Below are 24,362 nucleotides of genomic sequence, written 5' to 3'. Positions count from 1 at the left end.
TAATCATTATCATGTTTATATATTCATTATGCAATGAACGCTGGCAAAATGCAATCCCAAGTCCGCATCGAATTTAACTTTTTTCTGAAAATAGGCTCATCCACAGCACATAGGGAATGTATACACCGAGATATGCAGACGGATACAGGAACCAGCCATTCAGCAGGAAATGGTGAATTTCGGTGGTGAATGTGGTCATATGAGCATTCGTCGCATACACATCACCAGCGATGACGGTTGCCGCACTGTAGAAACAGAGTAGCGCAAGAATATGGAATACTCGGGTAACCATGCGGGAACGAAGAGCAACATAAGCCATAATCAGCGGAACAATCAACAAGAGCAACAAAAATATTAACTTCATCATCGTTTTACTCCTTCGGTAAATGGAATTCTAATGATAATCAGTATGGGCCAATAGACTCAACTTCTAAACTTTTTCATAAACTTTACAAAAAGAAAGAGGAATTCAGCATATGAACAATTAAATTAAAGGAGGATAACCCATTATCAGGTAATTTGGAGGAGGAGAAAGGGAATATGAAGAAGGCGTTATGGCAGCACTGGATCGGGGCATTCCTGGTCTTTATCATGATGGCAACCGCACTGCTGGGGCCGGGTTCGCAAAGTCCGGTACAAGCTGCAGCACCACTTACGGTATCTCAGGCCATCGCTGCCCAGAGCGGTGGAGGAACAGCAACGGTTGAAGGAATCATTGTTGGACATGCTACCGGGTCGCTTACCGCGAAGTTTACATCTCCGTATGCCAATGATTTTAATGTTCTGATTGCGGATTCAGCGTCAGAGCGGACCAACGCCAGATTATTGGATGTACAGATTCCCTCATCTTTCCGTTCGCAATATGGATTGGCGTCCAACCCCAGTCTTGTAGGCAAAAAGATCATCGTAACCGGAACCTTAGGTGCCTACAACAGCTATGCAGGCGTCAAAAACCCAACGTCCATCACACTTTCCTCCGGAACAACCAATCCTGATCCAGAACCGAACCCGGGCACAACACTGCCGGACGGTACCGGCAAGAAAGTATTGTTCGATAATACCCACGCCCAGACAGCAGGTGCTGCCGACTGGATTATTGACGGGGCATTTTCGGATTTTGCCAATGGTTTGCGAAACGCAGGCTTTGCCGTGGATCAGCTGGAACGCAGCATCCCGTATACATTCGGTGAGCAAGCCATCACCTATAATAAATTGAAAGATTACGACGTCTTTGTCATCGGCGAAGCCAACGTGCCGTTCAAAGCGACTGAGCAGGCAGCGCTGGTGCAGTACGTGCAGAACGGAGGAAGTATCTTCTTCATCTCCGACCACTATAATGCAGACCGCAACAAAAACCGCTGGGATTCTTCCGAAGTATTCAATGGCTATCGCCGCGGTGCCTTCCTGAATCCGGCCAAAGGCATGTCTTCGGCTGAAGCCGAATCACCAGCGATGCAGAGTGTGACGAGTTCAGACTGGCTCGCGACGAACTTTGGTGTCCGTTTCCGCTACAATGCCCTTGGAGATGTGAACGCATCGGATATCGTTGCACCTGCACAATCCTTTGGCATTACGACTGGTGTTAATTCTGTAGCCATGCATGCGGGATCGACCATTGCGATTATAGACCCGAACAAAGCCAAAGGCTTGGTGTATGTACCAAGTGGTGTATCCAAGTGGGGCAATGCCGTGGACCAGGGCGTATATAATGGTGGTGGACGAGCTGAAGGAGCCTATGCTGCCATTGCAAAGGTTGGTGCAGGCAAAGCCGCATTTATCGGTGACTCTTCACCTGTAGAAGACGTGACTCCGAAATATTTGCGTGAAGAGACCGGTACTACCAAGAAGACCTATGATGGATTCAAAGAAGTGGATGATGCAACGTTCCTTGTGAATACTGTGAAATGGCTCGCGGTCAAAGAGAGCTACACCAGTCTGGCACAAGTGCCAGGATTGACATTGGATACGGCAACAAGCCTGCTTCCTATCGAAGCTCCAGCCGCATCAACCGAGCCGCAACTTGAGCCATGGGCTGCACCAGCGGCAGGGTACAAATGGTATGATCCAACTACATTTAAGACAGGTTCATACGGCAAAGCGCAATAAGTAAAGTAGACAAACATCAAATTATTATGCGAATAGGGTCTGACCGTGGAGTTTTGCGGACAGGCTCTTTTTTTGCTTGTTATATCAGTTACAATGAAGATCGTGATTAGCTCCTACAGCCCTGCCATTGCATAAATATGTGCTCCAGAGGGGAAGGTATGGGTACTAATGATGCGGCGTGAAGCCCAACCCAACCAAGGAGGCGGCGAATGATGACTCAGCAAGCAGACTGTGACAGTTCCTCGATGAGGCAGAAGCTTAAGGCAGACCTCCATCGTGTAGCAGAGCGTATGAATCTGACGTTATCCCGATTTGACAATGACAGTGCCTGTCTGCTGGGGCAATTTGCAGAGATTCGAGCGGAGATCAAGCAGATCGAGGTGCTCGCCTCTTCGTTTTATCTGGATTGTTATCTGTCACCCTTTACCGAGAAGTTTGCCGAATTAACATCGAGCGTGCAGCATCTATCTGACCGGAGATATGGGGCGTTGATTGTGATTGAACGGGAGATTCCGTTGGAGTCGATCATTCACTCAGGCGTGACTGTGGATGCAAGAGTGACGCATGCGTTGTTGGAATCGCTATTCATTCCTGGTGCGCCATTACATGACGGGGCTGTGTTGATTCGTGGCAATCAGATTGTATCCGCTGGTAATGTGCTACCATTGTCGCAAGCGGAAGTGCATGAACGAAAAATAGGCACTCGTCATCGGGCAGCACTGGGACTCAGTGAATTGACGGATGCGGTTGTATTAGTTGTCTCCGAGGAGACAGGACAGGCTTCATTTGCTGTAGATGGCGATTTGCATCCAATCAATGTGGTTGAGACGCTCCCTTAAATGTGAACGATTAATTGGTCTACTCGGGGCGAATAGGTTGATGTAGTTGAGAGAATTGTACCTTTCTCCTGTAAGGGAGAGAGGTTTTTCTATGGATAGACGATAAAATTATAATCTGAAATTCGACAGCTTTGCTCCCGCCATATGAGAAACATCGATCGATGCTTCTCTGACATTGCGATGTGATTTTGCACAAACTGGGTATTCATGGGTACAATAGAGGATGGTCAATGAATAGAGAACAATGCGATTGGATCGCAAAAATGGTTGGAGGAGACGGTTAGCACATGAGTTGGTTTGAAGCAATGGAGGATCACGATTATGAGGAACTGGTTCTGTGCCAGGATCGAAATTCAGGGTTAAAAGCAATTATCGCCATACACGACACAACACTCGGCCCTGCGCTGGGAGGCACACGGATGTGGACTTACGCTTCAGAAGAAGCCGCCATTGAAGATGCCCTGCGCCTTGCCCGTGGTATGACATATAAGAATGCGGTATCTGGCCTGAATCTGGGCGGTGGCAAAACCGTTATCATCGGAGATCCGCGGCGCGACAAAAACGAAGCGATGTTTCGGGCGTTTGGACGATATATTCAAGGGTTGAACGGACGTTATATCACGGCCGAAGATGTGGGAACAACGGAAGAGGACATGAACTTGATCTATCAGGAAACCGATTATGTGACAGGCATCTCCGCGAGTTATGGTTCATCCGGTAACCCATCGCCTGCAACGGCTTGGGGTGTATATCGGGGGATCAAGGCAGCGGCCAAAGAAGCATTTGGTACCGATCTGCTGGAGGGTAAAACGATAGCGGTCCAAGGTGTCGGCAATGTGGCGATGCATCTGTGCAAATATCTGTATGAGGAAGGTGCACATCTGATCGTTACGGATATCCATAAGGACTCGGTGAAACAGGCTGTGGACCGCTTCGGCGCAACAGCAGTTGATCCCGCAGACATCACGAGTGTGGAATGTGATATCTATGCACCATGTGCACTGGGCGGCACGATTAATGACGATACGCTCAGAACGCTCAAGGCAAAGGTTGTAGCGGGCTGTGCCAATAATCAGCTGCTGGAGACCCGTCATGGGGATCAGCTGTATGATATGGGCATCGTATATGCGCCTGACTATGTTATCAATGCAGGTGGCGTAATTAACATTGCGGATGAGTTGAACGGTTATAACGCGGATCGGGCGTGGAGCAAGATCGGAGAGATCTATTCCACTCTGGAGAAAATATTCGAAAGCTCACGTACCGAGGGCATCGCAACCTATGTTGCCGCAGATCGTCTGGCTGAGCGACGGATTGAACAGATGAAGAATACGCGCAGTACATTCTTGCAGAATGGTCATCACTCATTGAGTTCCCGGAGATTACGCAAGTAAACTTAATAGATTCATAAAAAAACTTAAAACGGTCTGTTAGATAACGGCAACATCCATTTCCAAGATGGATAGTCGATCTGACAGGCCATTTTTTTATGTTGCTATCAGAATTTCAAAAAAAGAAAAACAGTGGCAATATTTCCCTAATTGATCAATTTTATTATGGATTTTTCCGATAATGTATGTACATCGTTCAGATGCAGATGGTTCAGGGAAGTGGGGAGAAGGAAATGGGGAAAAGAAAAGGTGTAGGACATAAGATCAAAAATATGTCGCTTAAAATCAAGCTGCCTTTCATGATCAGTGTATTGGTTGTTTTGGTTCTGCTTGGTGCAACGACCACAAGTTATATGATTTCATCTGATGTTGTGGTCAAGAAAAGCAAGGATGAAATGAATGTGATGGCTGACCGCCTTGGGGAAGGGCTTTGGACAGCTATGCAACTTCAACAACAATTGAGTCATTCGATATCCGTACATAGTACTTTTAAAGAACTCTTAAAGTTGCGTGATACAACTGACATGACGGATGAAGAATTTTTATCGGATGAGAACCCGTATTTCAATAAGGCCAATACGATCTTGACCGACAGTATATCGGAAACGGAAGGAAGTAAGCCAGATCTGTTCGTTTTTGATAAGGAAGGAATCATGGTGGCAGGAACCATGCCAGAAGTCATTGGTCAGTCACGGGGAGATCGGGAATATTTTAAGGAATCTATACAGGGGAAATCCTTCATCAGTGACGCGGTCGTCTCTAAGACTGGCAAGAAGCTCATTATTGTATTCTCGGAGCCTATCACCGATGAAGAGGGGAATAACCTGGGTGTGCTTGCTATGTCGGTGGACAGCAACTTCTTCCTGGGGCAACTCGGAGACATTAAAATCAATGGTCAAGGCAGAGTTGAAGTACTGAGTCGGAGCGGCATCATTATGTATGATTCACTGGACCCTTCCGTTGTGGGACAAACGCTGGAAGAAGATAAGGACGCGATGGGAATTATCGAGGCTAGAGCCACCGACAAAGTGAAAATCACTTCGATGGATCGAGAAGATACCTACTATCGTATTAATCAGATTCCGGGTGCAGATCTCTCTGTGCTCATTATTGACGATTATGACGATATCAAGCGTCCGATAGAGGATATGCAGCGCCAGATGGTTATCGTGATATTGATCGGGATTGCTCTGGCTATTGGTGTGGGATTGCTGATTTCTCGCAGTATTACAAGACCTATCATACGTCTGAGCGGTCTGTTCCAACAGCTTGCTCAAGGCAATCTGACCGTTAAGGCCAATGGCAAGTATAACAGCGAATTCAAGGATCTGGCGGAGAGCTTCAATGGTATGGTGGAGCAGAACAGGAACCTTATTACCGATATGAACAGTTCGATTCATGTCCTTCAGGCCAGCACTCAGGAGTTGGAGGAGACATCCAGACAGACGGCAAGATCCATTGATGAGACATCGGCAACGTCCATGGGGATTGCCAAAGCCATGGAGGCTCAATCGGAAGATACCGAGCAGATTGCAGGCAAATTCAACAGCTTTGGCGATAAAGTGGCTGCCATGAACAACAGTGCACAGGATGTGAAGGCAAGAGCAGATGAGATCGAAACGGTATTCCACAATGGGAATGAAGTCGTGAATGAACTGATGCGTATCAACGAGGTGAACGAACGGGAAGTGGAGAAAATCTCGGAGATTACCGTCAAACTTCAAACCAGTTCGGGCAGTATTAGTCAGATCACGGAAGCCATCAGCCAGATTGCGAAGCAGACCAATCTGCTTGCATTGAATGCTTCCATTGAAGCATCACGGGCAGGTGAGCATGGCAGAGGATTTGCAGTTGTAGCCGAGGAGATCCGCAACCTGGCAGAGCAGAGTTCCCGCCAGTCCAAGGAAATCTCCAGCATTATCGAGCAGAATCTGGCCGATGTCGCCGAGAACAACCAAAGTGTTGCCGAAATTCACACCATCTCGTCCAGACAGGATGAGCTTGTCTTGCAGACTCGTCAGGCATTTGATTTGATTTTGGAGAAGGTAACGGTCATTAATCAACAGATCGCTACGATGGCAGGACAGATGCAGGAGATGTTACAGAACAAGGATGACGTACTGGAGTCTGCCCATAGTTTGTCGGCTTCAGGAGAGCAGGTATCCGCTTCGGTTGAAGAGGTAACAGCAACCATGATGGAGCAATCTTCAACAGTACAGCAGTTGGCCAACATGGTTGATACGATCGATCAATTGACGCAAAAGCTGGCCGAATCGGCTGCGCGATTCAAGGTGGAGTAAGGGTCTCAGCTTCATTAAAACAAAATAACACGAACAAGGGATGTCCCCTGTCATATTCATGACTTATAGGACATCCCTTTTTTTGTGCTCTCGATCAATGTGCTCTAGTTCATTTAGTGATCAATGAGATGCAACAGTTGAGGGAGAGGTGTGCGAGGCTTGGGCATAGGCTGATCTTCAGCGTTAAAATACCCCATGTGTAGTGTACCTACTATTTTTTCCTCTGATGTCACACCAATGGCTTCACAGAATAGCGGATTTTCGTTGAAAGGGCTTGTCTTCCATACGACGCCAATGTGTTGTTCCCAGGCCAGCAACTGTATGTTCTGGATCAGTGCCGAGGTTGCAGCAAAAGCCTCTTCCCACGCCTTGGAGGGCAGGTTGGCTGTCATAACCACAACCAGATGCACAGGTGTCTGTGCACAATAGGCCGCTCTGATTTGTTGTCCATACTTTGCTATAAATTCAGGATTGCGTGTACTCAATACAGCGCTTGCGAATGTTTCTCTGCCCTCATTCATAAACAGAATGAAGCGCCAAGGTTCCTTTTTGGAGTGAAAAGGAGCCCATATCGCGTCCTCCAGAATCTCATGAATCGTTTCCAAGGGAATGGGTAGGCCATTAAATTCCTGAATCGTACGTCGTTCGATCACGGTCTGCCTAAGACTTGTTTTGGGTTTCATCATGTCCCTCTATAACTCGAAGGAAGCAGCGATCTCATCAATAATTTTGCTAAGACCGATGGGGCCGTATCCTGCAAACCACAGGTTGGCATCACCGATATATACATGATCGTTCTTAACTGCATTCAGATTGGCCCAGATGGATGTATCCATGATGTTATTAAGCACAACCTTGTTTTCTTCCCCTGGACGCAGAATGATAAACAGTCGATCCGGGTTCAGCTCAGGCAGAATTTCCTCGGAAATTGCCACATTCCATGATCCCTGGAAATCTACACTGTCTACTGAAGCAGGGGTTAATCCCAGAGCACCAAACAGAGTGAAGTTATCATCAGGTTTAATCAACTGAAGCTGTTTATCCTGTACACGCATGTAGGCCACCGTTTCGTCTTTGGCTTTTACGGCAAGCTCATCATGGGTTTGGGTCACTTTGGCATCATAGGCATCTTTGACCGCTTGCGCTTCTTTTTCTTTGCCAAGAACGGTTGCCGTTTCCATGAATCGCTCCCAGTCTCCTTTTTCTTCATTATCAAAAAGGATCGTTGGAGCAATCTTGGAGAGTTGCTCATAGTTTGCTTCATTTAACGTTTTGGAGGCCAGAATGAGATCCGGCTCAGCCTGGAGCAATGCTTCAAAATTGGGAGACTCGCCGGAACCTACGGCAGTGGTATCTTTCATCTGATCTGCCAGATATTCAGGGAATCCGAGATCGTTATACGTTACCATGGCTGTTGGTTCAATGCCGAGAGCGAGTAACTGGTCAGCAAAGACGTAGAGCATACCCGCAATTTTTTGGGGTTCGGCAGGAATTTCGATATCCCCTTTAATCGTAGAAATGGTGCGTGTATTCTCACTTCCCTGTTCAGCGGTTGATGGCTCTGCCCTACTGGATTCGGGTGAAGGGGAGTTCTCACTGTTCTGGGAAGTCCCACAGCCCGCAAGCATGCTGCATAGAACAAGAACGGTTATAAGGAATCGTCCTGATTTGAAAAAGGTAGAGAAGCGTTGGTTATTAGGTAAAGACACGTTGTACACACCCTTTAATTGATTTTGATTATCATTATCAAAATAATTATAGGTGCATTCCAAATCGTAATCCATGGATATTCCTGTTTAATGCATGGACGTTTGGCTCAGGAACAATTGACTAACCCGATTCAGAAACAGATTATGGGCCAAGGAAGTATAACAGGAGTAGGGGGAGGAATCGCCCAATTCATAGATTTGATTCATACGAACCGCCTTCCATTGCTGCCAAATTGAATTTTGCATAAGTGACGCTACAATGTGCGCACGCTCTTCTGCATAACCACTTGTAAACAGAATGAAGTGTTCAATATCCGACTGAACCAGCTGTTCCAGTGACATTATACGGGAATGGGATACGTGGTGTAGGGCTTGGGGTACGGATAACTGCAAATCATCATAGAGTACCGTACCCAGATTACGGTTGCCGTAGACCCGGAACTGTCCATCTTCGTATTGCGCCACAGCCACAGGGTGGTCATCGATGGCATGCTGTATACTGGAGATTTTTTGTTTGACCGATAGATCATAACGTTCCAGCCATTCTTCACCAGCTGTTATTTTGCCCACGGATTGTGCAATGGAGTACAACTGTTTACGCCAATCTCCTGCAAAAGATATGGTGCAAGTGGAGGCAATATGCCGAAATAATTCGGCTTTTTTGGGCTCTTCATAGTCGGTTCCTTCATACCCAATGATCAGTTCCGGGTGTGCGTTCATTAATAGTTCCAGATCAGGCTGATCTCTGCCCACTTGAATCACATTTTTGAATTCATATGATGTCCTATGGACCGGATTAATCAGTGCCGCATAAGGCTCAATACCAAGGGCAAGCAGATGTCCCGTATAGGGATGGGCAAGTGAAGCGATACGTGTTACGGAGCGATGCTTTTTAATATAGACCATGGGAGACAATCCGGTGGTTGCCTTGAATTTTCGGCTAAAATAGAATTCATCTTCATACCCGACCTGACGGGCTGTTTGTTTGATCGTGTTGTCCGAGGCCAGTAGCAGATCACCGGCTTCCCGGATGCGTACGGCGTTCAAGTATTCAATGGGGCCTTGTCCAATCATTTTTTTGAACAATCTGGAATAACGGTTGACACTCAGTCCAGCCATTTCAGCCAGTTTTTCGCGTGTGAAGTTATCCTGATAATGTGTATTGATATATTTTTGGCTCTGCCTTACCGCTTCCATGGCGGTACCTTCCTGGGATTTTTGCTTCTTTTGCTTCAATAGGACAAGACAAAGTTCCTGAAAGAGGATCTGACGTGCCATTCCAGCCCATGGATCTTCCTTCTGCCCACCTTCATGGATTTGAATGGCGAGAACGGGAGCTGAGGGAACAACAGCGGCAATGAATTCAAGATGTGGATCAATAACTTGTTGCATGTTGCCATCTAGTTCTTCGTTGTAGACATTGTAGGTTAAGGTGACACATTCAAAATCATGCTGTACCTCGGTGGTTGCGATACAGGTGTGAGAAGGCGGGACGGAAAGGACTTGAGGAGCGCATAGGGAGATGACTTTGTCTTCGACTTTGACGGTTAAGATCCCTTTGATCACAATAAGCAGCGTATGATGTGGACGGGATGGAAAGGACACTTGTTCAGCATTGTTGTCGACACGCCGGGCATCAATGAGCCTATATAAAAGATTCATGAGTTTCATCTGATCTTCTCCTGACTGCTGTGAATGTACATACTATACTGCTGCTTATAAAAGTTATCTATATCAAAACGTGATGCACTTCTGGTTCAGTAGCTTTATGAATTGATCCAGCGCACTACTGACATACCGATCCTCACCGCGGACAAAGGTTGTCGTGGTATGGGTAAAACGATCTGCCAGATCAAATACGGAGAATTCATCCGGTTTCTTGTGAATAACGTTGCACGGCATAATGGTAAAAGCAATTCCAGACTCCACACAGCTCAGCAGGTTTTCCATCGTACTCACTTCGATGATATTACTTGCGGACAACCCTTCTTCCTGCAAAAATTCTTCGGTCATTTCACGATAAGGACAGCCCTCGGGGAAAACAACCCATGATACTTGGCACAGACTTTCGGGTGGTGTATCCATCTTCTTGGAGATGATATGAACCGTGTCCTGCATCTCATATTCCACCTTCAGACCCTCTTTCACACAAGCCCCGCTGATAAAAGCACCATCAATCTCATCGTCCTGTATTTTCTTGCGCAGTACTTTGGGTGAAGTGGCGTTGACGAGTGAGATGGACACCTTCGGGTAGGTTATCTGATATTCATTCAGAATCTCCATAAAGCGGCTGGATGCCGCCGTTTCCACAATGCCGATTTTCAGCGTGCCAGAAGGCTCCCCGGGATCGGTCATATCCTGCTTCAGATCGTGCAAAAGATTGTGAATTCGTGTGGCGTACTCAATAAACTGTTCTCCTTTGGAGGTCAGTACAACACCTTTGGGAAATCGGTTGAACAACTGGATTTGATATTCCTGCTCCAGTTTTTTGATGCGCGTAGTGACATTGGATTGCGCGTAATTCAGTTCTTTGGCGGCCTGTGAGATTTTGCCTGAACGCGCCACCGCGAGAACAATATCGATATCGGAAAGTTCCATGCTGTATCCTCCTGAACGTGGATTAACTTCAATTAATTCGGCAAATGGTGATGTTAGGTATCTCTCTTAGAGATACAACTATATATTTAAATCATTTTACGATATATCGGAGCCGCCGTACAATATCCTTAATGACAAAGAGAGTAGGGATATGACATGGATAACACGAATACACGTTCAACATTATTAAGCCCGGTAACGATTCATCAGTGGCAATTAAGGAACCGAATTGTGATGGCACCGTTGACCCGGGGATTTGCTGATGATCGGGAGGGGACCGTGACGGATGAGATGGTGGCGTATTATGAGCAGCGTGCGCGAGATGGTGTGGGACTGATCATTACCGAGGGCATTAACCCCAATCTGGCAGGCAAAGGCACTTACGGCATCCCCGGTTTATATACAGATGAACAGACGACTTCTTGGAAAAGGGTAACGGATGCTGTTCACAGACATGGCGGCACCATTATTGCTCAACTGTGGCATGTTGGCAGGTTGTCCCACTCCGATCTGATCGGAACGGCTCCACTTGCACCTTCCAGCCTTGCGGCAGAGGGAAGAGTGCATAAGCTGCATAAGCCGTATCAGGTTCCCCAAGCGATGAGTACACAGGATATAGAGGATACGATTCAGCATTTTCAGACGGCTACCCGCAATGCGGTTCTGGCGGGGTTCGACGGGATCGAGCTGCATGCTGCGCATGGGTATCTGATCGACCAGTTTATCAATGAGAAGACCAACCACAGAACAGACAAATACGGAGGAGACACAGCGGGCAGATTGCGGTTCTTGCGGGATATTATTGTGGCTGTGAAAAAAGAGATCCCTGTGGATCGCATATCGGTACGATTTTCAGAGAAAAAGGATGATGATGCATCCTATGCTTGGGCAGACAAAGCTGGAATGATCGATGCATATCTGAACTTGTTCCGTGAGACGGGAATTACGATCTTGCATCCCTCAACAGATCAATATACAAAAGCGTGGGAAGAGGAGCAGTCCTTTCACGAGCGGATTCGAAGTCGGTGGGATGGAATCATCATTGGTGTGGGGGAGTTGGATGTTCAAACCGCGGAGCACGCGATTGGTAAGGGAAGCATAGATCTGGCTGCGTTCGGCAGACCGTTTATCGCCAATCCAGATCTGGTACAGAGACTGCATGCGGGTCAGCAATTGGTCGAGTATAATGCGAATGCACATTTGCCTATTTTGGTGTGAAAATAAAGTGGAAAAAAGGGCAGAACGGGCTGCCCTGAGGTTCAGATACTTTTTGAGTGATCCAGCGGTTTCATTTCGTTTCTTCTTGTTGAGCTTTTTTCGATATACCAGAGAATAATCATAGACAACGCATAGAACAAACTGACAGCCAGAATAATGATCCATACACTTTCCATGTCCATGCTTTTGATGAAAATGCCTGTCAAATATGGACTAAGTGTATAACCCAGGCAACCTACGAATAACAGCAAGCCATTAAACCGCCCCTGATGTGTATCGGGTACACGCGAAGCAATATACAGGTTGATATTGGTCTGCACGAGAATCTCTCCAATGGTCCACAGCACCGTGGATAAGGCGACGATGGAAAAATGGGGGAAGGTTCCGAGCAGGTTCAAGGCTCCAAATCCGATTCCATAGAAGAGTGCGCCTGTAGCTATGGAGTTTAGGGCAGTTAATTTGCGTGTAGCGGACAGGATCACGGTGGTAAGAATAATGACGCTAATGGCATTGATGGTCATGACAGAGCCGTAATATGCTGCCCCGTTCTCGCCAAATGAATGATTCATCTGAAGTGGGAGGCTAAATGAGTATTGCATATAGATAAAATAGTTAAGAAATGACACAACGATGAAAAAGGCAACGAGTGGGTTTTTCAGCAGTAGTCTGAATAATGGCGAAGGCGGTTGGCTCAATCGTTGTTGTTCTTGTTGTCCAGCATGTTCGCTGTTTGTTGATGCCAATTCCTTGCGTGTGCCGATCTTAACTTGGTTGATGATGATAAAGGTAGATATCAGAAACACGGTACCGATACTTATAAAGACAATGTTGACATGATCCTTGATGAAGAAACCAGCGATCAGTGGTCCGATGGCTATACCCAGATTGGCCCCCAGATACATGAGGGAAAAGGCGGACTTTCGCTCTTTCTCCTCCGTGCACAGTTGAATAATCAGTGCATTATAAGCAGGCCGGGTAATACTGATGAAGAACATGACTGCAATCAGAAGATAACCAACGATAAGGGTGCCTGACCAAAAAGAGCAGCTTATAATCAGGATGGCAGATAACAGTTGGCCGATGACAATAATTGTTTTTTTGCCCATAACATCGCTTAAATAGCCGCCGAGAAGTACACCGGGTCCGCTAATCAGGGCTGCCATGGACACAAAGATCCCTGCACTGACCACATTCATGCCCATTTGCAACGTAAGCACCAAGGTAATCAGGGAGAATACAAAATCTCCCGTGCTGTTAATCGTTCTGGCTAAACAGAGATAATAGATATCGCGGCTCAGACCCGCGTAGGTTTTGAATAACGACAATAATTCCAGCCCTCCCCAAGATAACCGTCACTCCAGACCAAAAACGGTGAGGATCATCCGTACATCTTATACGGTTTCAGCAACCGTCACTTCAATCTTGAAACGATCGTACATATCCAGCAGGGTTTGACGCAATCCATCAAACGAATCACCCTCCACGATGGCAAATCCTGATCGGGTCATGGTATCGTTGACGTCCCCGGCGCGCTGTCCCACTTGATAGGATACATTGAACTCAACGATACCAGGGATATCGGCATAATCCTCTATCCCGGATATGTGTTGAATTACCCCTGCGCGTGAAGGGAAGCAGATCATGCCTGTGAATTTATGGCGCGTCTGCTGTTGCTTAAATTCATATATTCCAACTTCCAGATCAGTGACAGCTTCGAAGAAATCAACGCCATGAGTGTTCTTGATACAAGGAGGCATAACATGTGATCCCCCGATTCTTGCACCAATTTCTCCAAACACCACTTCTCCTTCCGGAGTCAGAAAAAGTTCGGCATGTGTTACGGATTGATTGATACCCAAGGCAGCAATGACCTGTTCATTGAGTTCTTTGATGTGATGGATAAAATCAGCTTCCGTGCCTTCAGGGAACGTAATACTGGCTGGAGGTTTCTGCTTCGTCGCAATATCCAGGCAGTTATACAGGTATTGGGAAACAGATGCAAATACAACTTTGCCCTTGGACACAATGGAATCACAATGAAACTCCGTACCGTGGATGAATTCCTCCAGCAAATCCCTTTGCTGTGCTTGTCTTGTATGGTGTAGATAATGTACCAGTTCATCCATGCTGGATAATTTGAACGTATTGATACTTCCATATCCGCTGAGTGGCTTCACAATAATCGGAAACCCGTGTATAGCAGTGAAACGAATATAGTCCTGTTCATGTAGAGCAATTGCAATTTCGGATGTCCGAATTCCCCGTTGATGCAGCATTTGTTTCATGATCCATTTGTTGCGAACAGCCTCAGCCTGATTGCGCTGCATACCGGGGATCCCGAACTCGGAACGGAGCTGACCACCGATCTCAATCGCATTCTCACCCGGCGTTAACAGAGCAGAGATGGAATGGGATTCTCGGATCTGCATCATATGCTCCCGGATGGCATCTACGGACTCCAGATGATCGACATATCTAATTTCATCAAAGAAGTCCCTGAGGACCTCATCATGATGCAAATTATGCCGTTCAATAATCAGAATTTTCTTGTGATCAGCCAATTTCTGCAAAGGTTTAACGAAGTTTAATCCAGTTGGAAGCCTGAAATCAGATATGTATACAATGGTGTTCATGCGTTCTCGTATATCCCCTTTCAACAAGTTACTATAAATAGTAAAAATTCATTTAATAACATTATAGCTCAATATTTTCCATTTTGAATACACCTTTTGGTTAAAAATATGAACCAAAATACATATTTATGTTGCGTTAAAGTGTTAATTGACAATAGGGAATTTTTGGTATACGATCTTTAGCGGATTAGAAATAAAAAGGAGGAAATAGAAATAAATGGAGATCGTTAAAGAGAAATATGCCATACTGGGAACGCTAGGAGACGATGAAGGATTCCTGACTTGCAGCATGCATATCGCGAAGAAATTAGGCAACTCGGAACGTATCAAGCCATACCCTGAATTTGAAGCGGCTGCGGAAGACTTGAGATCAGGGATCATATCCTGCTTGCTGGTCCCCGGGGCGTATCCCAAGCTCAACAGCTTCATCATGGATTCTGAACTAGCGGTGTCTGAGAGCTTTGTGGAGAAAATTCCTGCGCTGGTTCTATCCGGCTTCCATGCGGTATGTCCCGATCAGATCGATATTATCTATCATCATCCAGCAACCACATACTTGTTATCTGAACTTGATACAACCTATAGAGAGAACAGCACCGTATCGTCCAACCCTGAAGCTTGCAGGAAGGTCATGCACAACACGGAGAAGTCCATTGCGCTCACGAATCAGCTATGCGCTGATCATTACGGGCTTGTGACCTACAAAGTATTGCGCGAGGGAATCAATATGCCATGGGTATGTTTTACACAAAATACACAGAGGGTGAATACAGTCATATGAAAAGAATTGCTATTATACTAGATAAAAATCTGGAACCTGGCGCCGCCGCTAATGTGGCTGCCCTGTTAATGGGACAAGCATCGCTGAATGAGCCGGAGTTATATTCTGATCAACCTGTGCTGGATCATAGCGGCGTTCAGCATGCCGGCATCCGATATAGCACTGTCATTCTGAAGGCCGGCGAGAATCAATTGATCAATCTGGCCAAACTCTGCTCAGATGACAGCGGGGGACTGAGCCATGTTGTTTTTTCACAGACAGGCCAGTCGCTCAACAATGCCTTTGAACAATATGCAGTTGAGATTGCTTCGATGGAATTGGAAGCTACCAAAGTGGTAGGTGTCATTGTATGGGGCGAGGATGATCAAGTTAGGGCAGCGACCAAAAAATTCAGTGTCATGAAATAAGGGAAAAGGGCAGAAGCGGATCTTTAGAGATCACTCTGCCCTTCTTTATATATGAAAGAATTGTTATAGAGGTTGTTCAAAAGTCCGCTTTTGATTATGAAGGATGCCTGAAGGCATCGCATTTATAGATGATTGCTGATAACGGCAGCTTTCTTTTCCGTAAAGTAATACACCAAAGCGAGCAGCGGCATAATCAGGCCAATCAGCGTTGTGAGACTCCAGCCTCCGTTAGCATAAGACCAGCTTCCAAGGGATGAGCCAATCGCACCGCCGACAAAAAAGATCGACATGAATATGCCATTCACGCGCCCTCTCGCTTCATTTCCTAGCGAATAGATGATGCGTTGACCCAGCACCAGATTTCCCGAGACAGCCATATCCAGTGTGATCGCCACGATCACAAGCAGTATCAGTGCTAACGTGGAGTGACTCTGGAACGCATAAGCAAGACCAAACGAAGCAGCAGCGATCACCATGGCAGCACCTGTCAGAATACGTGTTAGTCCGCGATCAGCCAGTCTCCCGGCAATGGGAGCGGCAATAGCACCACCGACACCAGCCAGTGCGAACCAGGCAATCCCTTGCTGTGACATATCAAAATCGTTAGCGAGCCTGAGCGGAACCGTAGTCCAGAACAAGCTGAAAGCACCAAACAGACTGGCCTGATAGAACGCCCGGCGGCGCAGCAGCGGCATCGTTCTGAACAGTGTGCCCAAGGACACGATTAATTGCCCGTATTTCAAGGTGGGTTCAGGCTGGCGAGCAGGAAGAGCGCGTGATAGGAGCAACATGAGAAGTGTTATGACAATGGCGGAGAATACAAAGACCGTCTGCCATCCGAAGAGGCTGGTGATAAAGCTTGCGACAGGACGAGCCAGCATGATGCCCAGCAGCAGACCACTCATTACATTGCCAACAACCCGTCCGCGCTGTTCCTCGGAAGTAAGATATGTCGCATAGGGCACCAGAATTTGAGCGACCACAGAACCTATACCAATGAACAGAGAGGCAGTCAGAAATACAACAGCAGTGGGCGAGAAAGCCGCAGCAATCAGGGCAACAACCAGTACGATGAGGAAAAGAACGACCAGGCGTCGATTCTCGGTAATGTCACTGAGCGGCACGATAAACAGCAAACCAATGACATAACCAATCTGAGTCAACGTTACGATCAATCCGGCAGCGGCAGAAGACAGACCCGTTGTCATGCTGATCGGACCGATAACGGTCTGAGCGTAATACAGGTTTGCCACGATCAATCCACAAGCGGATGCCAGCAAAAAAATAATCCAGGTGGGTACAGGTGCCTTCTTCACTTGTTGTCTCATATCCATCATAATCATCCTCCACAGTTCTAAATTGGTATTCCCAATAAACAGGTGATATTTAAAAACGTTAATTACTAAACGGTGTGTTCACTAATTACAAATATATAATAAACTAAACGTATAGTATTGTAAATAGGCTCTACATATTTTAATGAGAAAGTTAATGAGGATGAAAAGGTGAGCGTAGGATGGAATTGTGTGTACTCATGGCAGTTTAGTATAATGAACGTATCGTTTTTATGAAAAATACTGATGATTAAATATATTTTATACATCCAGGAGGGCTCAAGATGACTGCCAAAAGAGGACGTCCGCGTAACATGGAAACCCAGAATGCCATTCTTACAGCATCGTATGAGTTGTTGTTGGAGCACGGATTCGGGGCGGTTACAATCGAAAAGATTGCTGAACGTGCACAGGTGAGCAAAGCCACTATCTACAAATGGTGGCCGAATAAAGGCGCTGTCATCATGGACGGATATATGTCTGCGGCAACGGCAAGATTGCCAGTGCCGGATACAGGCTCGGTATTGGAGGATATACGCATACATGCGAGTAATCTGGTTCGTTTTTTGACCAGTCGGGAAGGAAAAGTGATTACACAGATTATTGGGGAAGGGCAGTCGGATGCAGGGCTTGCTGAAGAATATCGTACAAGGTACATCCAACCGCGTCGGCGTGAAGCTCGGGGAATTCTGGAGAAGGGTGTAGAGCGCGGCGAATTAAAGAGTGGGACGGACATTGGATTATACATTGATCTGATCTATGGGCCGGTGTTCTATCGTATGTTAGTGACGGGGGAAGCGATGGATGATGCGTTTGTAGATCTGATGCTTCGTTCATTGTTGGAAGGCATTCAGTCCAAGTAGATATAGGGATAGTCGCGATACAAGTGGGAGGAAGAGGGAAGAGGGCGATTCGTAGGAATCACCCTGGAAGGAGCACATGTATATTGTACGTGGGAGATTGTTAGACCTGGAATATAGGTGAGATGGCTGTGGGCCATGAATCTGTAACATTAGAGGAAAGGAAGGATGAGTGCTGGGTTAACACCGGGGGTTCATTCCATACCGAACTGGGCAGTTCGCGGCGTAATACAGGGGCAACTTCCTTGGCAAAACGCTCCACTTGCTCCAGCTGCTCGCTATGCGTCAGTCCATCTACGCTGATACTCAGCACCTGATGTCCGTAAGCGGCATGATAGTCCAGAATTTTCTCAATGACCTGCTCCGAACTGCCGATTAACACAGGGCCTCGTGCAATGTTATCCTCCAGATCGGTGAAGGGGGACTGGTTATGCTGTGCGGCGGCAGTGGCATGGAACGCTTCATAATATGGCTTATAGCGGCGAATGGCTTCTTCGCCCGTATCCGCAAGATAGAGGCTGCCGGCACCAGAGCCAATCACTGCTTGCTGCGGATCATGACCATAATAATCGAGGCGTTCCCGATAATGATCAATCAACGCTTTGTATTTGGCTTGCGGGTGAAAAGAGTTCGACGTGAAGAGCGGCTCGCCATATTTGGCAGCGAGTTCCGTCGAGACCGTGCTGGACGCGCTACCATGCCAGATTGGGATGGATTGCTGAAGCGGCCTGGGCCACGTGGTCACTCCATCAAGCGGAGGGCGATACGTTCCCTGCCAGGTTACATTCTCTTCAGACCACAGCCGTCTTAGCAGATGGTAGCGTTCATCGAGTGAGTCCCATTGTTCCTCTTCGCTTATGCCAAACAGCGGATAGTGCCGAGGGTCATTGCCTTTCCCGATGATCATCTCCAGCCGTCCGCCCGATAATTGATCCAACGTGGCATAATCCTCGGCAACCCGGACTGGATCAAGTATACTAAGAACAGTAACGGTGGTTAGTAACCGAATGCGTGTGGTTGCTGCGGCTATTGCGGTTAATACGACAGGTGGCGAGGAAGATAGAAAAGGCGCACCGTGTCGTTCACCGATCCCATAGGCATCGAAACCCAGTCGTTCAGCCAGCTTTGCTTGCTCTAATATATTGTGGAATTTCTGCTGAGTTGTCAGAGCTTCCCCGGTTACGGCATTAGGCAGATTCATCATGAGACTAAACAAGGCAAATTTCATCTGACCTTCTCCTCGAACTGAATTGATAGTATCTGTGTCGTATAATCCTATTGAAATAGTAGGATATGTAAGTTGGATTAAATGTATCACGTTCTCACGGATTCTTCTAATGGATTTTTTCTATAAGCAGGAACAGCGAGGCCTCCTTGCATAAATGTGAAGGGAATTGCCACGATTTTTATTGACCGCTGTAAAATTTAGGATTAAAATTGTGCTTATCATATAAATTCAAAATTATGGATTTTCATTGTGGAGGTGGGATACATGGAACCTACAACTACGATACGCTCATATATTGAGGACTACATCAGGAAACAGGGGTACACCCTGCAGTATTTTGCCGATATATCGGGAGTTAACGCTGGAACGCTTAGCGCAATTATTAAGGGGACTCGGCCCATCGCTATGGCGCAACTGGATCTGATTACCCAAGGCATGAAGCTGGAAGAGGGGTATTTCTACGAGATTTATGGGGCTGAATGTTTCGTGGAATCGGCACCTCATTGGAGGAGACTGGAACCATTCCTGCAACGCTGTGCTGAATTGGACAAGCTGGAATGTATTCATAAGGTTATCCAGGAAGTGACGGATGATCGCTCGTATATCTCGGAGTTGTTTGAGATGGCGGAAGGCATGCTTGAACGTGGACAGACGAAGGCTGCACGGATGTTGTACGAATGTGTGGCGGAATGTGAGAAGTATCAGCACTCGGAACGTCTGGCTCTGTGCCAGTATCGCATCTTCACGTTATCTCTCGGTCAGGACCAGCATGAGAATCTTCGTGCGGCCGTACATTTTGAACCATATATTAACCGGCTGGATGAGGAACGACAACTGGATGCGATAAAAGACCTGGCGAATACATACTTGGCTCTAAGATACTGGGACAAGTTATTTTCCCTTTCGGATGAGTTGGATCAGAAAACTAAAATTTTACAATTATATACAAAGAAAAAAATTGATAAAAGTGAACGGTTAACCGCATACCCCTTATTTGTATATAGAGCATACTCAAATCTACTTAAATCTGCTGCTTGTGAGGGGCTGGGAAAATATGAAGAAGCACTTTACTATACAGGGGTTTATACAGATGTAGTGAATATTCATAATTCTAATGAAGAAGATCGAATGTATATATCTAAGTTTAAGATTTGGGCAGAAGCGAACACATATGTCTATAAATTAATGATGGGTGATCTGAGTATTTTGCCAGCATACGTTGATTTTATCGAAATAAACGAATCAGAAGTGCTCCCTGCTATGACAAATATTTTGGAAGTGGCTAATAAATTCAACCAAGATATCAATGAAATACTTCATAAATTCAGTGTCCAAATCTATTCGGAAATTGATAAATTAAAAGGTTACACCGATCAGGTCAGGTCGGATATCTATATCACATTTTTACTTGGACAAAGTGTTTATCACCTTAATCGTGGTCAGTACCTTGAGGGTATGAATCAACTTTTATATTGTTTGAACGAAGCAGTTAAAATTAATAACCAAAAAGAGACTATACATTGTGCAGCGTTATATGAGAGATATAGACACATATCTACTCCAGATCATGCACAACAGTATAAAAAGATAATGATGGGGGTAGAGCGTAATTATGATAAAAAAGAAAATCGTTTATTTCATCTTGCTTAGTTTGTTAGTCGTTAATGTCAGCCAGTTGGGTTTATTTGATCATGGAATTCCTTTTGAAACATCCCTTACGACTACACATGGTGGTGGTAATTTATAGTCTTTAAGGGGAATTATCAGGTTTAAAAATGGTTTATTTCCGAGATTGGAAGTAAGCCTTTTTGTATTGATAACGTAGTTGAAAATTCTATTATACATAACGAAAAGAGGATTTATCATTGCAGATTGATATTCAGAAGCTTTACGACAAATATATAACGTTGGACCTTCCTAATCCATTCACTTTAGAGCAAATTCATGATCGACTAACCAAGAAATACTACGCTGAGAAGGTGGATTTAGAAGAGTTCTCCGACTTACGCAACGACCCATACGCCGGATTTGATCAGGCGGTTGCAGCTTATGTATTTAAGGATGAGAGGGGAACCAAGCAATTAATTAGCTTGAACAAGGATGAAGATATCCATGAGCCACTGGAATTTGCATGGATAATCAGATCCACTGTGCGAGGATTTTCTCTTCTATTAACTCTTGAGATCGATGTATTTTATGGGATGGAAGAGAGTGAGATGACTCTTGGCAATCAATGTTTTGAGGAATATCTGATCCTGCTCTATTTAACAGGTTACATTGAGTTTGAGAATGACTCCTTCATTAATCCATTACGTGCTCGTTATCGAGAGGGCTACAGACTTCGTTATTTTGGTATGCAGAACGGTGATGAAAATTACCTATACAAATAGATTACTTTTCGATAAATTTATTAACTTCTCGTGAGAGAAAGGTGCGAGAGATACTTAGGGTAAAATGGATAATATGTCCATAACGCACTTTAACGGTAAAGGATTCGCGTATTCTCGAATACGATATGTAGACATGTTATAATTTTCTTTGCCCACATCTTGTAGAAAAGAAGAGACGTCAACTCTCTATGCAAATTGCTTGATGTTGAAAGTATCTCTATGTAAATAAATATTTTATTCTGCAAAGGAATAAAATATGAATTTTTTGGCAATGTATCCTAAAATGTTATACAAAGAGGGGGTGCATGCTGTGAGTGAACCGATACAGATCACAGATAAAATCGAACGGAACAGGCAAGAGTTGAGTCGTTTGGCGGAGAATCATGGCATGCAGGACAACAAAGTCCTCCGACAGTCCATGGTACTGGACGAGCTGATTAATGAATATAATCGATTCAAATATAAAAGCCATCTCAGGAACAGACAACCGATTGCATAATGCAGTCGGTATTTTTGTCTAATTAGTGTTCTATAGAAATAGCGTAGTCGACTGTAGCGATACAGTCGGCTTTTTGGCGTTCACCCTGAAACCTATGCGGATAACTTGAAATTCCGTACCAATTCCAGGATTGGCAGGATAGCGAATGATCATTAAAACTGGATATGATGACCCCAGTTATATCCAGATTGATCTGTGAAGGGGGCTCATACAATGATCGGGAGAGGGAGGGATGAACGGAAATGATGGACAAGGTACACAGTTATTTCGGGAAAAACGTAAACCTGCGCACCAAGTTGCTCCTGTTGTTCCTGGCGCTGACGTTGCTGCCGCTAAGTTTACAGGGAGTGATGAACTACAAGCATTTCTCGCAGACGATGGATCGCAAGACCGAGCAGTTCACCATTGAACTGGTTCGCCAGATTAACGCCAATCTGAATCGGCTGCTGAAGGACTTTGAGCGGCTGTCGCTCTTGCCGCTTTACGATCAGATGGTGCTTGGCATTCTAGGGAAATACAACGCTTCAATGGGGTCGGGAACATGGGCGAGGTCTGAGGATTATCTGAAAATGAAGCTTTACACATCGGGTCAAGCATATGACCGGCCCGAGATTCGGGGAATACATCTGATCAGCAATAGCGGCATCCTGTTCTCCAATCTCGATTCGCTGGCGGTCAAGCCAGTATGGGACAGCAGGCGGGATGATTGGTTTGCAGAGCTTGAAGGCTCGGAAGGGACATGGCGCCTGCTTCCTCCGCATCAACCCGGTTATTACACGGGCGGTCAGCATGAATCGTATATATCGGTGGGCAGAGTGCTTCGAGATCCGGGAACGCTCCAACGATTGGGTTACATTCTGATTGATATCCGTCTGGAGGCCTTCGGTCAACTGTTATCCAATCTGAATTATGAGCAAGATGCAAGTCTGATGATTGTAGACAGCAAGCAGCGTCTGCTGTTCGAACGGACCTCAATCGGAGGAATGTCTGCGTACGACCAGTTGCTAATGCAGGGACAGCTTCAAAGCTATGCAGGAAACCAAAAAGTTGTTCTGGATGGGAAGCCCTATCTCTATGTACAACACCATTCCAGCTATTCCGGGCTTTCGGTGATCAATCTTACACCTATTGCTGTGATTCAAAAGGAGTCGGGTGAGATGCTCACTTTCACAATATGGTTCGCAGTGTTATGTATGGCGGGTATAGCGATTCTGGCGGTTCTGTTATCCTATCGTATCACCCGGCCACTGATTCGACTGAAGCACCACATGATTCGGGTGGAACAGGGAGATTTTAGCCAGCGTGTAGCACACTTTAGCAGTGATGAATTTGGACAGATTAGCCGGGGCTTTAACCGAATGATGGAAGAGATTCATCGGCTGTTCAATGAGGTGTTTCTGCTGGGCATTCAAGAGCGGGAGGCAGAGTTGTCAGCGTTGCAAAGCCAGATGAATCCCCATTTTATATACAACACGCTGGAGTCCATTAACATGATGGCCATTCGCCAGAAGCATGCTGAGGTATCGGACATGGTGACGGCGCTTGGCAAGCTGCTGCGTTATACGATTGATAAGGTGGACCGGAAGGTTCCACTTGGGGAAGAACTTGCTTTTGTACAATCCTATGTACGCATTCAGCAGGTCCGTTACAACGGCAAGTTAGAGATTATCTATGACATCGAAGAAGCAATAACCGAGTATTTGATTCCCAAGCTGGTACTGCAACCGCTGGTGGAGAATGCAGTCTACCATGGCATTGAAGGGCAGGAAAATGGAGGAGTAATCTGGGTATCTGCCTTGAAATTCGACCATGAGCTGCTGATTAGTGTACGAGACAACGGTAAGGGTATGACTCAGACAAAGATTGACGAGTTGAATGAGTCCATATTAAAACAGCCTTCCAATGAGGTATTACGTTGCCATGCCGGGGACAGTCTGGGGCTTAACAATATCGCTCAGAGGCTTCGCCTCATGTATGGAGAAGGCGGCAGCCTAAGCATTGATGGGAGTCCCGGGCAGGGCCTGGTGGTCACGATATCCATTCAACTTCTACCGAAAGGGGATTGAAGC

The 24,362-nt window shown here is 46.0% G+C and carries 21 protein-coding genes; 12 read left to right on the top strand and 9 right to left on the bottom strand.

Annotated features, from left to right (window positions below):
* Positions 1-73 precede the first annotated feature (73 nt).
* Positions 74-367, bottom strand: coding sequence for a hypothetical protein (locus MHI01_RS16745; protein ID WP_076329895.1), 294 nt, complete (start codon positions 365-367; stop codon positions 74-76).
* 224 nt (positions 368-591) lie between these two features.
* On the opposite strand from MHI01_RS16745, the gene MHI01_RS16740 reads away from it, so the two are divergent.
* From MHI01_RS16740 to MHI01_RS16725, 4 genes are all read left to right on the top strand, one after another.
* Entirely contained in the window at positions 592-2,106 is a 1,515-nt protein-coding gene (locus MHI01_RS16740; protein WP_340984869.1) for a DUF6359 domain-containing protein, read from the top strand.
* A 209-nt stretch (positions 2,107-2,315) separates the two neighbouring features.
* The gene (gene cdaS, locus MHI01_RS16735; protein WP_047840418.1) at positions 2,316-2,945 is read left to right on the top strand and encodes a sporulation-specific diadenylate cyclase CdaS; all 630 of its coding nucleotides are present in this window, start codon (positions 2,316-2,318) and stop codon (positions 2,943-2,945) included.
* Between the two features lie 287 nt (positions 2,946-3,232).
* The gene (locus MHI01_RS16730; protein WP_340983674.1) at positions 3,233-4,339 is read left to right on the top strand and encodes a Leu/Phe/Val dehydrogenase; all 1,107 of its coding nucleotides are present in this window, start codon (positions 3,233-3,235) and stop codon (positions 4,337-4,339) included.
* 230 nt (positions 4,340-4,569) lie between these two features.
* Positions 4,570-6,636, top strand: coding sequence for a methyl-accepting chemotaxis protein (locus MHI01_RS16725; protein ID WP_340983673.1), 2,067 nt, complete (start codon positions 4,570-4,572; stop codon positions 6,634-6,636).
* A 113-nt stretch (positions 6,637-6,749) separates the two neighbouring features.
* On the opposite strand, the gene MHI01_RS16720 is transcribed toward MHI01_RS16725, so the two are convergent.
* The 4 genes from MHI01_RS16720 to MHI01_RS16705 all read right to left on the bottom strand — a co-directional run bounded on the left by MHI01_RS16720 (position 6,750) and on the right by MHI01_RS16705 (position 10,943).
* A complete protein-coding gene (locus MHI01_RS16720; RefSeq protein WP_076253923.1) occupies positions 6,750-7,322 on the bottom strand; it encodes a nitroreductase family protein in 573 nt (190 codons plus the stop codon).
* Positions 7,323-7,328: 6 nt separating this feature from the next.
* On the bottom strand, positions 7,329-8,345 hold the full coding sequence (locus MHI01_RS16715; RefSeq protein WP_340983672.1) for an iron-siderophore ABC transporter substrate-binding protein: 1,017 nt from the start codon (positions 8,343-8,345) through the stop codon (positions 7,329-7,331).
* 87 nt (positions 8,346-8,432) lie between these two features.
* A complete protein-coding gene (locus MHI01_RS16710) occupies positions 8,433-10,016 on the bottom strand; it encodes an AraC family transcriptional regulator (protein ID WP_340983671.1) in 1,584 nt (527 codons plus the stop codon).
* A gap of 63 nt (positions 10,017-10,079) precedes the next feature.
* Positions 10,080-10,943 carry a LysR family transcriptional regulator gene (locus MHI01_RS16705; protein ID WP_340983670.1) on the bottom strand — a complete coding sequence of 288 codons (864 nt, stop codon included), beginning with the start codon at positions 10,941-10,943 and terminating at the stop codon, positions 10,080-10,082.
* 156 nt (positions 10,944-11,099) lie between these two features.
* On the opposite strand from MHI01_RS16705, the gene MHI01_RS16700 reads away from it, so the two are divergent.
* Entirely contained in the window at positions 11,100-12,161 is a 1,062-nt protein-coding gene (locus MHI01_RS16700) for an oxidoreductase (protein ID WP_340983669.1), read from the top strand.
* A gap of 41 nt (positions 12,162-12,202) precedes the next feature.
* Here MHI01_RS16700 and MHI01_RS16695 read toward each other — a convergent pair whose 3' ends face one another.
* Together MHI01_RS16695 and MHI01_RS16690 are read right to left on the bottom strand one after the other, a co-directional pair.
* Complete coding sequence (locus tag MHI01_RS16695; protein WP_340983667.1) at positions 12,203-13,486, bottom strand: MFS transporter; 1,284 nt, start codon at positions 13,484-13,486, stop codon at positions 12,203-12,205.
* 66 nt (positions 13,487-13,552) lie between these two features.
* Entirely contained in the window at positions 13,553-14,794 is a 1,242-nt protein-coding gene (locus tag MHI01_RS16690) for an ATP-grasp domain-containing protein (RefSeq protein WP_340983666.1), read from the bottom strand.
* A gap of 217 nt (positions 14,795-15,011) precedes the next feature.
* On the opposite strand from MHI01_RS16690, the gene MHI01_RS16685 reads away from it, so the two are divergent.
* A complete protein-coding gene (locus MHI01_RS16685) occupies positions 15,012-15,575 on the top strand; it encodes a hypothetical protein (protein WP_036673091.1) in 564 nt (187 codons plus the stop codon).
* Positions 15,572-15,982, top strand: coding sequence for a DUF2000 family protein (locus MHI01_RS16680; protein ID WP_340983665.1), 411 nt, complete (start codon positions 15,572-15,574; stop codon positions 15,980-15,982). The genes MHI01_RS16685 and MHI01_RS16680 overlap by 4 nt, the downstream gene beginning before the upstream one ends.
* A gap of 122 nt (positions 15,983-16,104) precedes the next feature.
* On the opposite strand, the gene MHI01_RS16675 is transcribed toward MHI01_RS16680, so the two are convergent.
* The gene (locus MHI01_RS16675) at positions 16,105-17,319 is read right to left on the bottom strand and encodes an MFS transporter (RefSeq protein WP_036673093.1); all 1,215 of its coding nucleotides are present in this window, start codon (positions 17,317-17,319) and stop codon (positions 16,105-16,107) included.
* Between the two features lie 281 nt (positions 17,320-17,600).
* On the opposite strand from MHI01_RS16675, the gene MHI01_RS16670 reads away from it, so the two are divergent.
* Positions 17,601-18,179, top strand: a complete 579-nt coding sequence (locus MHI01_RS16670) for a TetR/AcrR family transcriptional regulator (RefSeq protein ID WP_340983664.1) — start codon at positions 17,601-17,603, stop codon at positions 18,177-18,179.
* Positions 18,180-18,279: 100 nt separating this feature from the next.
* Here MHI01_RS16670 and MHI01_RS16665 read toward each other — a convergent pair whose 3' ends face one another.
* Positions 18,280-19,404 carry an LLM class flavin-dependent oxidoreductase gene (locus MHI01_RS16665; RefSeq protein WP_340983663.1) on the bottom strand — a complete coding sequence of 375 codons (1,125 nt, stop codon included), beginning with the start codon at positions 19,402-19,404 and terminating at the stop codon, positions 18,280-18,282.
* Positions 19,405-19,668: 264 nt separating this feature from the next.
* Between MHI01_RS16665 and MHI01_RS16660 the strand changes: the two genes are divergently transcribed.
* The 4 genes from MHI01_RS16660 (at position 19,669) to MHI01_RS16645 (ending at position 24,359) form a co-directional block, all read left to right on the top strand.
* Entirely contained in the window at positions 19,669-21,054 is a 1,386-nt protein-coding gene (locus tag MHI01_RS16660; protein WP_340983662.1) for a helix-turn-helix domain-containing protein, read from the top strand.
* 215 nt (positions 21,055-21,269) lie between these two features.
* Positions 21,270-21,794, top strand: coding sequence for a pyruvate kinase (locus tag MHI01_RS16655; RefSeq protein WP_315372308.1), 525 nt, complete (start codon positions 21,270-21,272; stop codon positions 21,792-21,794).
* A 310-nt stretch (positions 21,795-22,104) separates the two neighbouring features.
* Complete coding sequence (locus MHI01_RS16650; protein ID WP_315372307.1) at positions 22,105-22,293, top strand: aspartyl-phosphate phosphatase Spo0E family protein; 189 nt, start codon at positions 22,105-22,107, stop codon at positions 22,291-22,293.
* A gap of 242 nt (positions 22,294-22,535) precedes the next feature.
* Positions 22,536-24,359: a sensor histidine kinase gene (locus MHI01_RS16645; protein WP_340983661.1), complete on the top strand. Its 1,824-nt coding sequence runs from the start codon at positions 22,536-22,538 to the stop codon at positions 24,357-24,359.
* Positions 24,360-24,362: the final 3 nt, after the last annotated feature.

Origin of the sequence: Paenibacillus sp. FSL M7-0656, from assembly GCF_038003225.1 — a bacterium.
Lineage (GTDB): Bacteria > Bacillota > Bacilli > Paenibacillales > Paenibacillaceae > Paenibacillus > Paenibacillus amylolyticus.
This window is presented reverse-complemented; position numbering and strand designations above follow the sequence as displayed.

What these genes read in the sequence shown, in the direction of transcription:
- MHI01_RS16745 (WP_076329895.1), bottom strand. Translation starts at nt 367, where the DNA reads ATGATGAAGTTAATATTTTTGTTGCTCTTGTTGATTGTTCCGCTGATT.
- MHI01_RS16740 (WP_340984869.1), top strand. Translation starts at nt 592, where the DNA reads ATGATGGCAACCGCACTGCTGGGGCCGGGTTCGCAAAGTCCGGTACAA.
- cdaS (WP_047840418.1), top strand. Translation starts at nt 2,316, where the DNA reads ATGATGACTCAGCAAGCAGACTGTGACAGTTCCTCGATGAGGCAGAAG.
- MHI01_RS16730 (WP_340983674.1), top strand. Translation starts at nt 3,233, where the DNA reads ATGAGTTGGTTTGAAGCAATGGAGGATCACGATTATGAGGAACTGGTT.
- MHI01_RS16725 (WP_340983673.1), top strand. Translation starts at nt 4,570, where the DNA reads ATGGGGAAAAGAAAAGGTGTAGGACATAAGATCAAAAATATGTCGCTT.
- MHI01_RS16720 (WP_076253923.1), bottom strand. Translation starts at nt 7,322, where the DNA reads ATGATGAAACCCAAAACAAGTCTTAGGCAGACCGTGATCGAACGACGT.
- MHI01_RS16710 (WP_340983671.1), bottom strand. Translation starts at nt 10,016, where the DNA reads ATGAAACTCATGAATCTTTTATATAGGCTCATTGATGCCCGGCGTGTC.
- MHI01_RS16705 (WP_340983670.1), bottom strand. Translation starts at nt 10,943, where the DNA reads ATGGAACTTTCCGATATCGATATTGTTCTCGCGGTGGCGCGTTCAGGC.
- MHI01_RS16700 (WP_340983669.1), top strand. Translation starts at nt 11,100, where the DNA reads ATGGATAACACGAATACACGTTCAACATTATTAAGCCCGGTAACGATT.
- MHI01_RS16690 (WP_340983666.1), bottom strand. Translation starts at nt 14,794, where the DNA reads ATGAACACCATTGTATACATATCTGATTTCAGGCTTCCAACTGGATTA.
- MHI01_RS16685 (WP_036673091.1), top strand. Translation starts at nt 15,012, where the DNA reads ATGGAGATCGTTAAAGAGAAATATGCCATACTGGGAACGCTAGGAGAC.
- MHI01_RS16680 (WP_340983665.1), top strand. Translation starts at nt 15,572, where the DNA reads ATGAAAAGAATTGCTATTATACTAGATAAAAATCTGGAACCTGGCGCC.
- MHI01_RS16675 (WP_036673093.1), bottom strand. Translation starts at nt 17,319, where the DNA reads ATGATGGATATGAGACAACAAGTGAAGAAGGCACCTGTACCCACCTGG.
- MHI01_RS16670 (WP_340983664.1), top strand. Translation starts at nt 17,601, where the DNA reads ATGACTGCCAAAAGAGGACGTCCGCGTAACATGGAAACCCAGAATGCC.
- MHI01_RS16665 (WP_340983663.1), bottom strand. Translation starts at nt 19,404, where the DNA reads ATGAAATTTGCCTTGTTTAGTCTCATGATGAATCTGCCTAATGCCGTA.
- MHI01_RS16660 (WP_340983662.1), top strand. Translation starts at nt 19,669, where the DNA reads ATGGAACCTACAACTACGATACGCTCATATATTGAGGACTACATCAGG.
- MHI01_RS16645 (WP_340983661.1), top strand. Translation starts at nt 22,536, where the DNA reads ATGATGGACAAGGTACACAGTTATTTCGGGAAAAACGTAAACCTGCGC.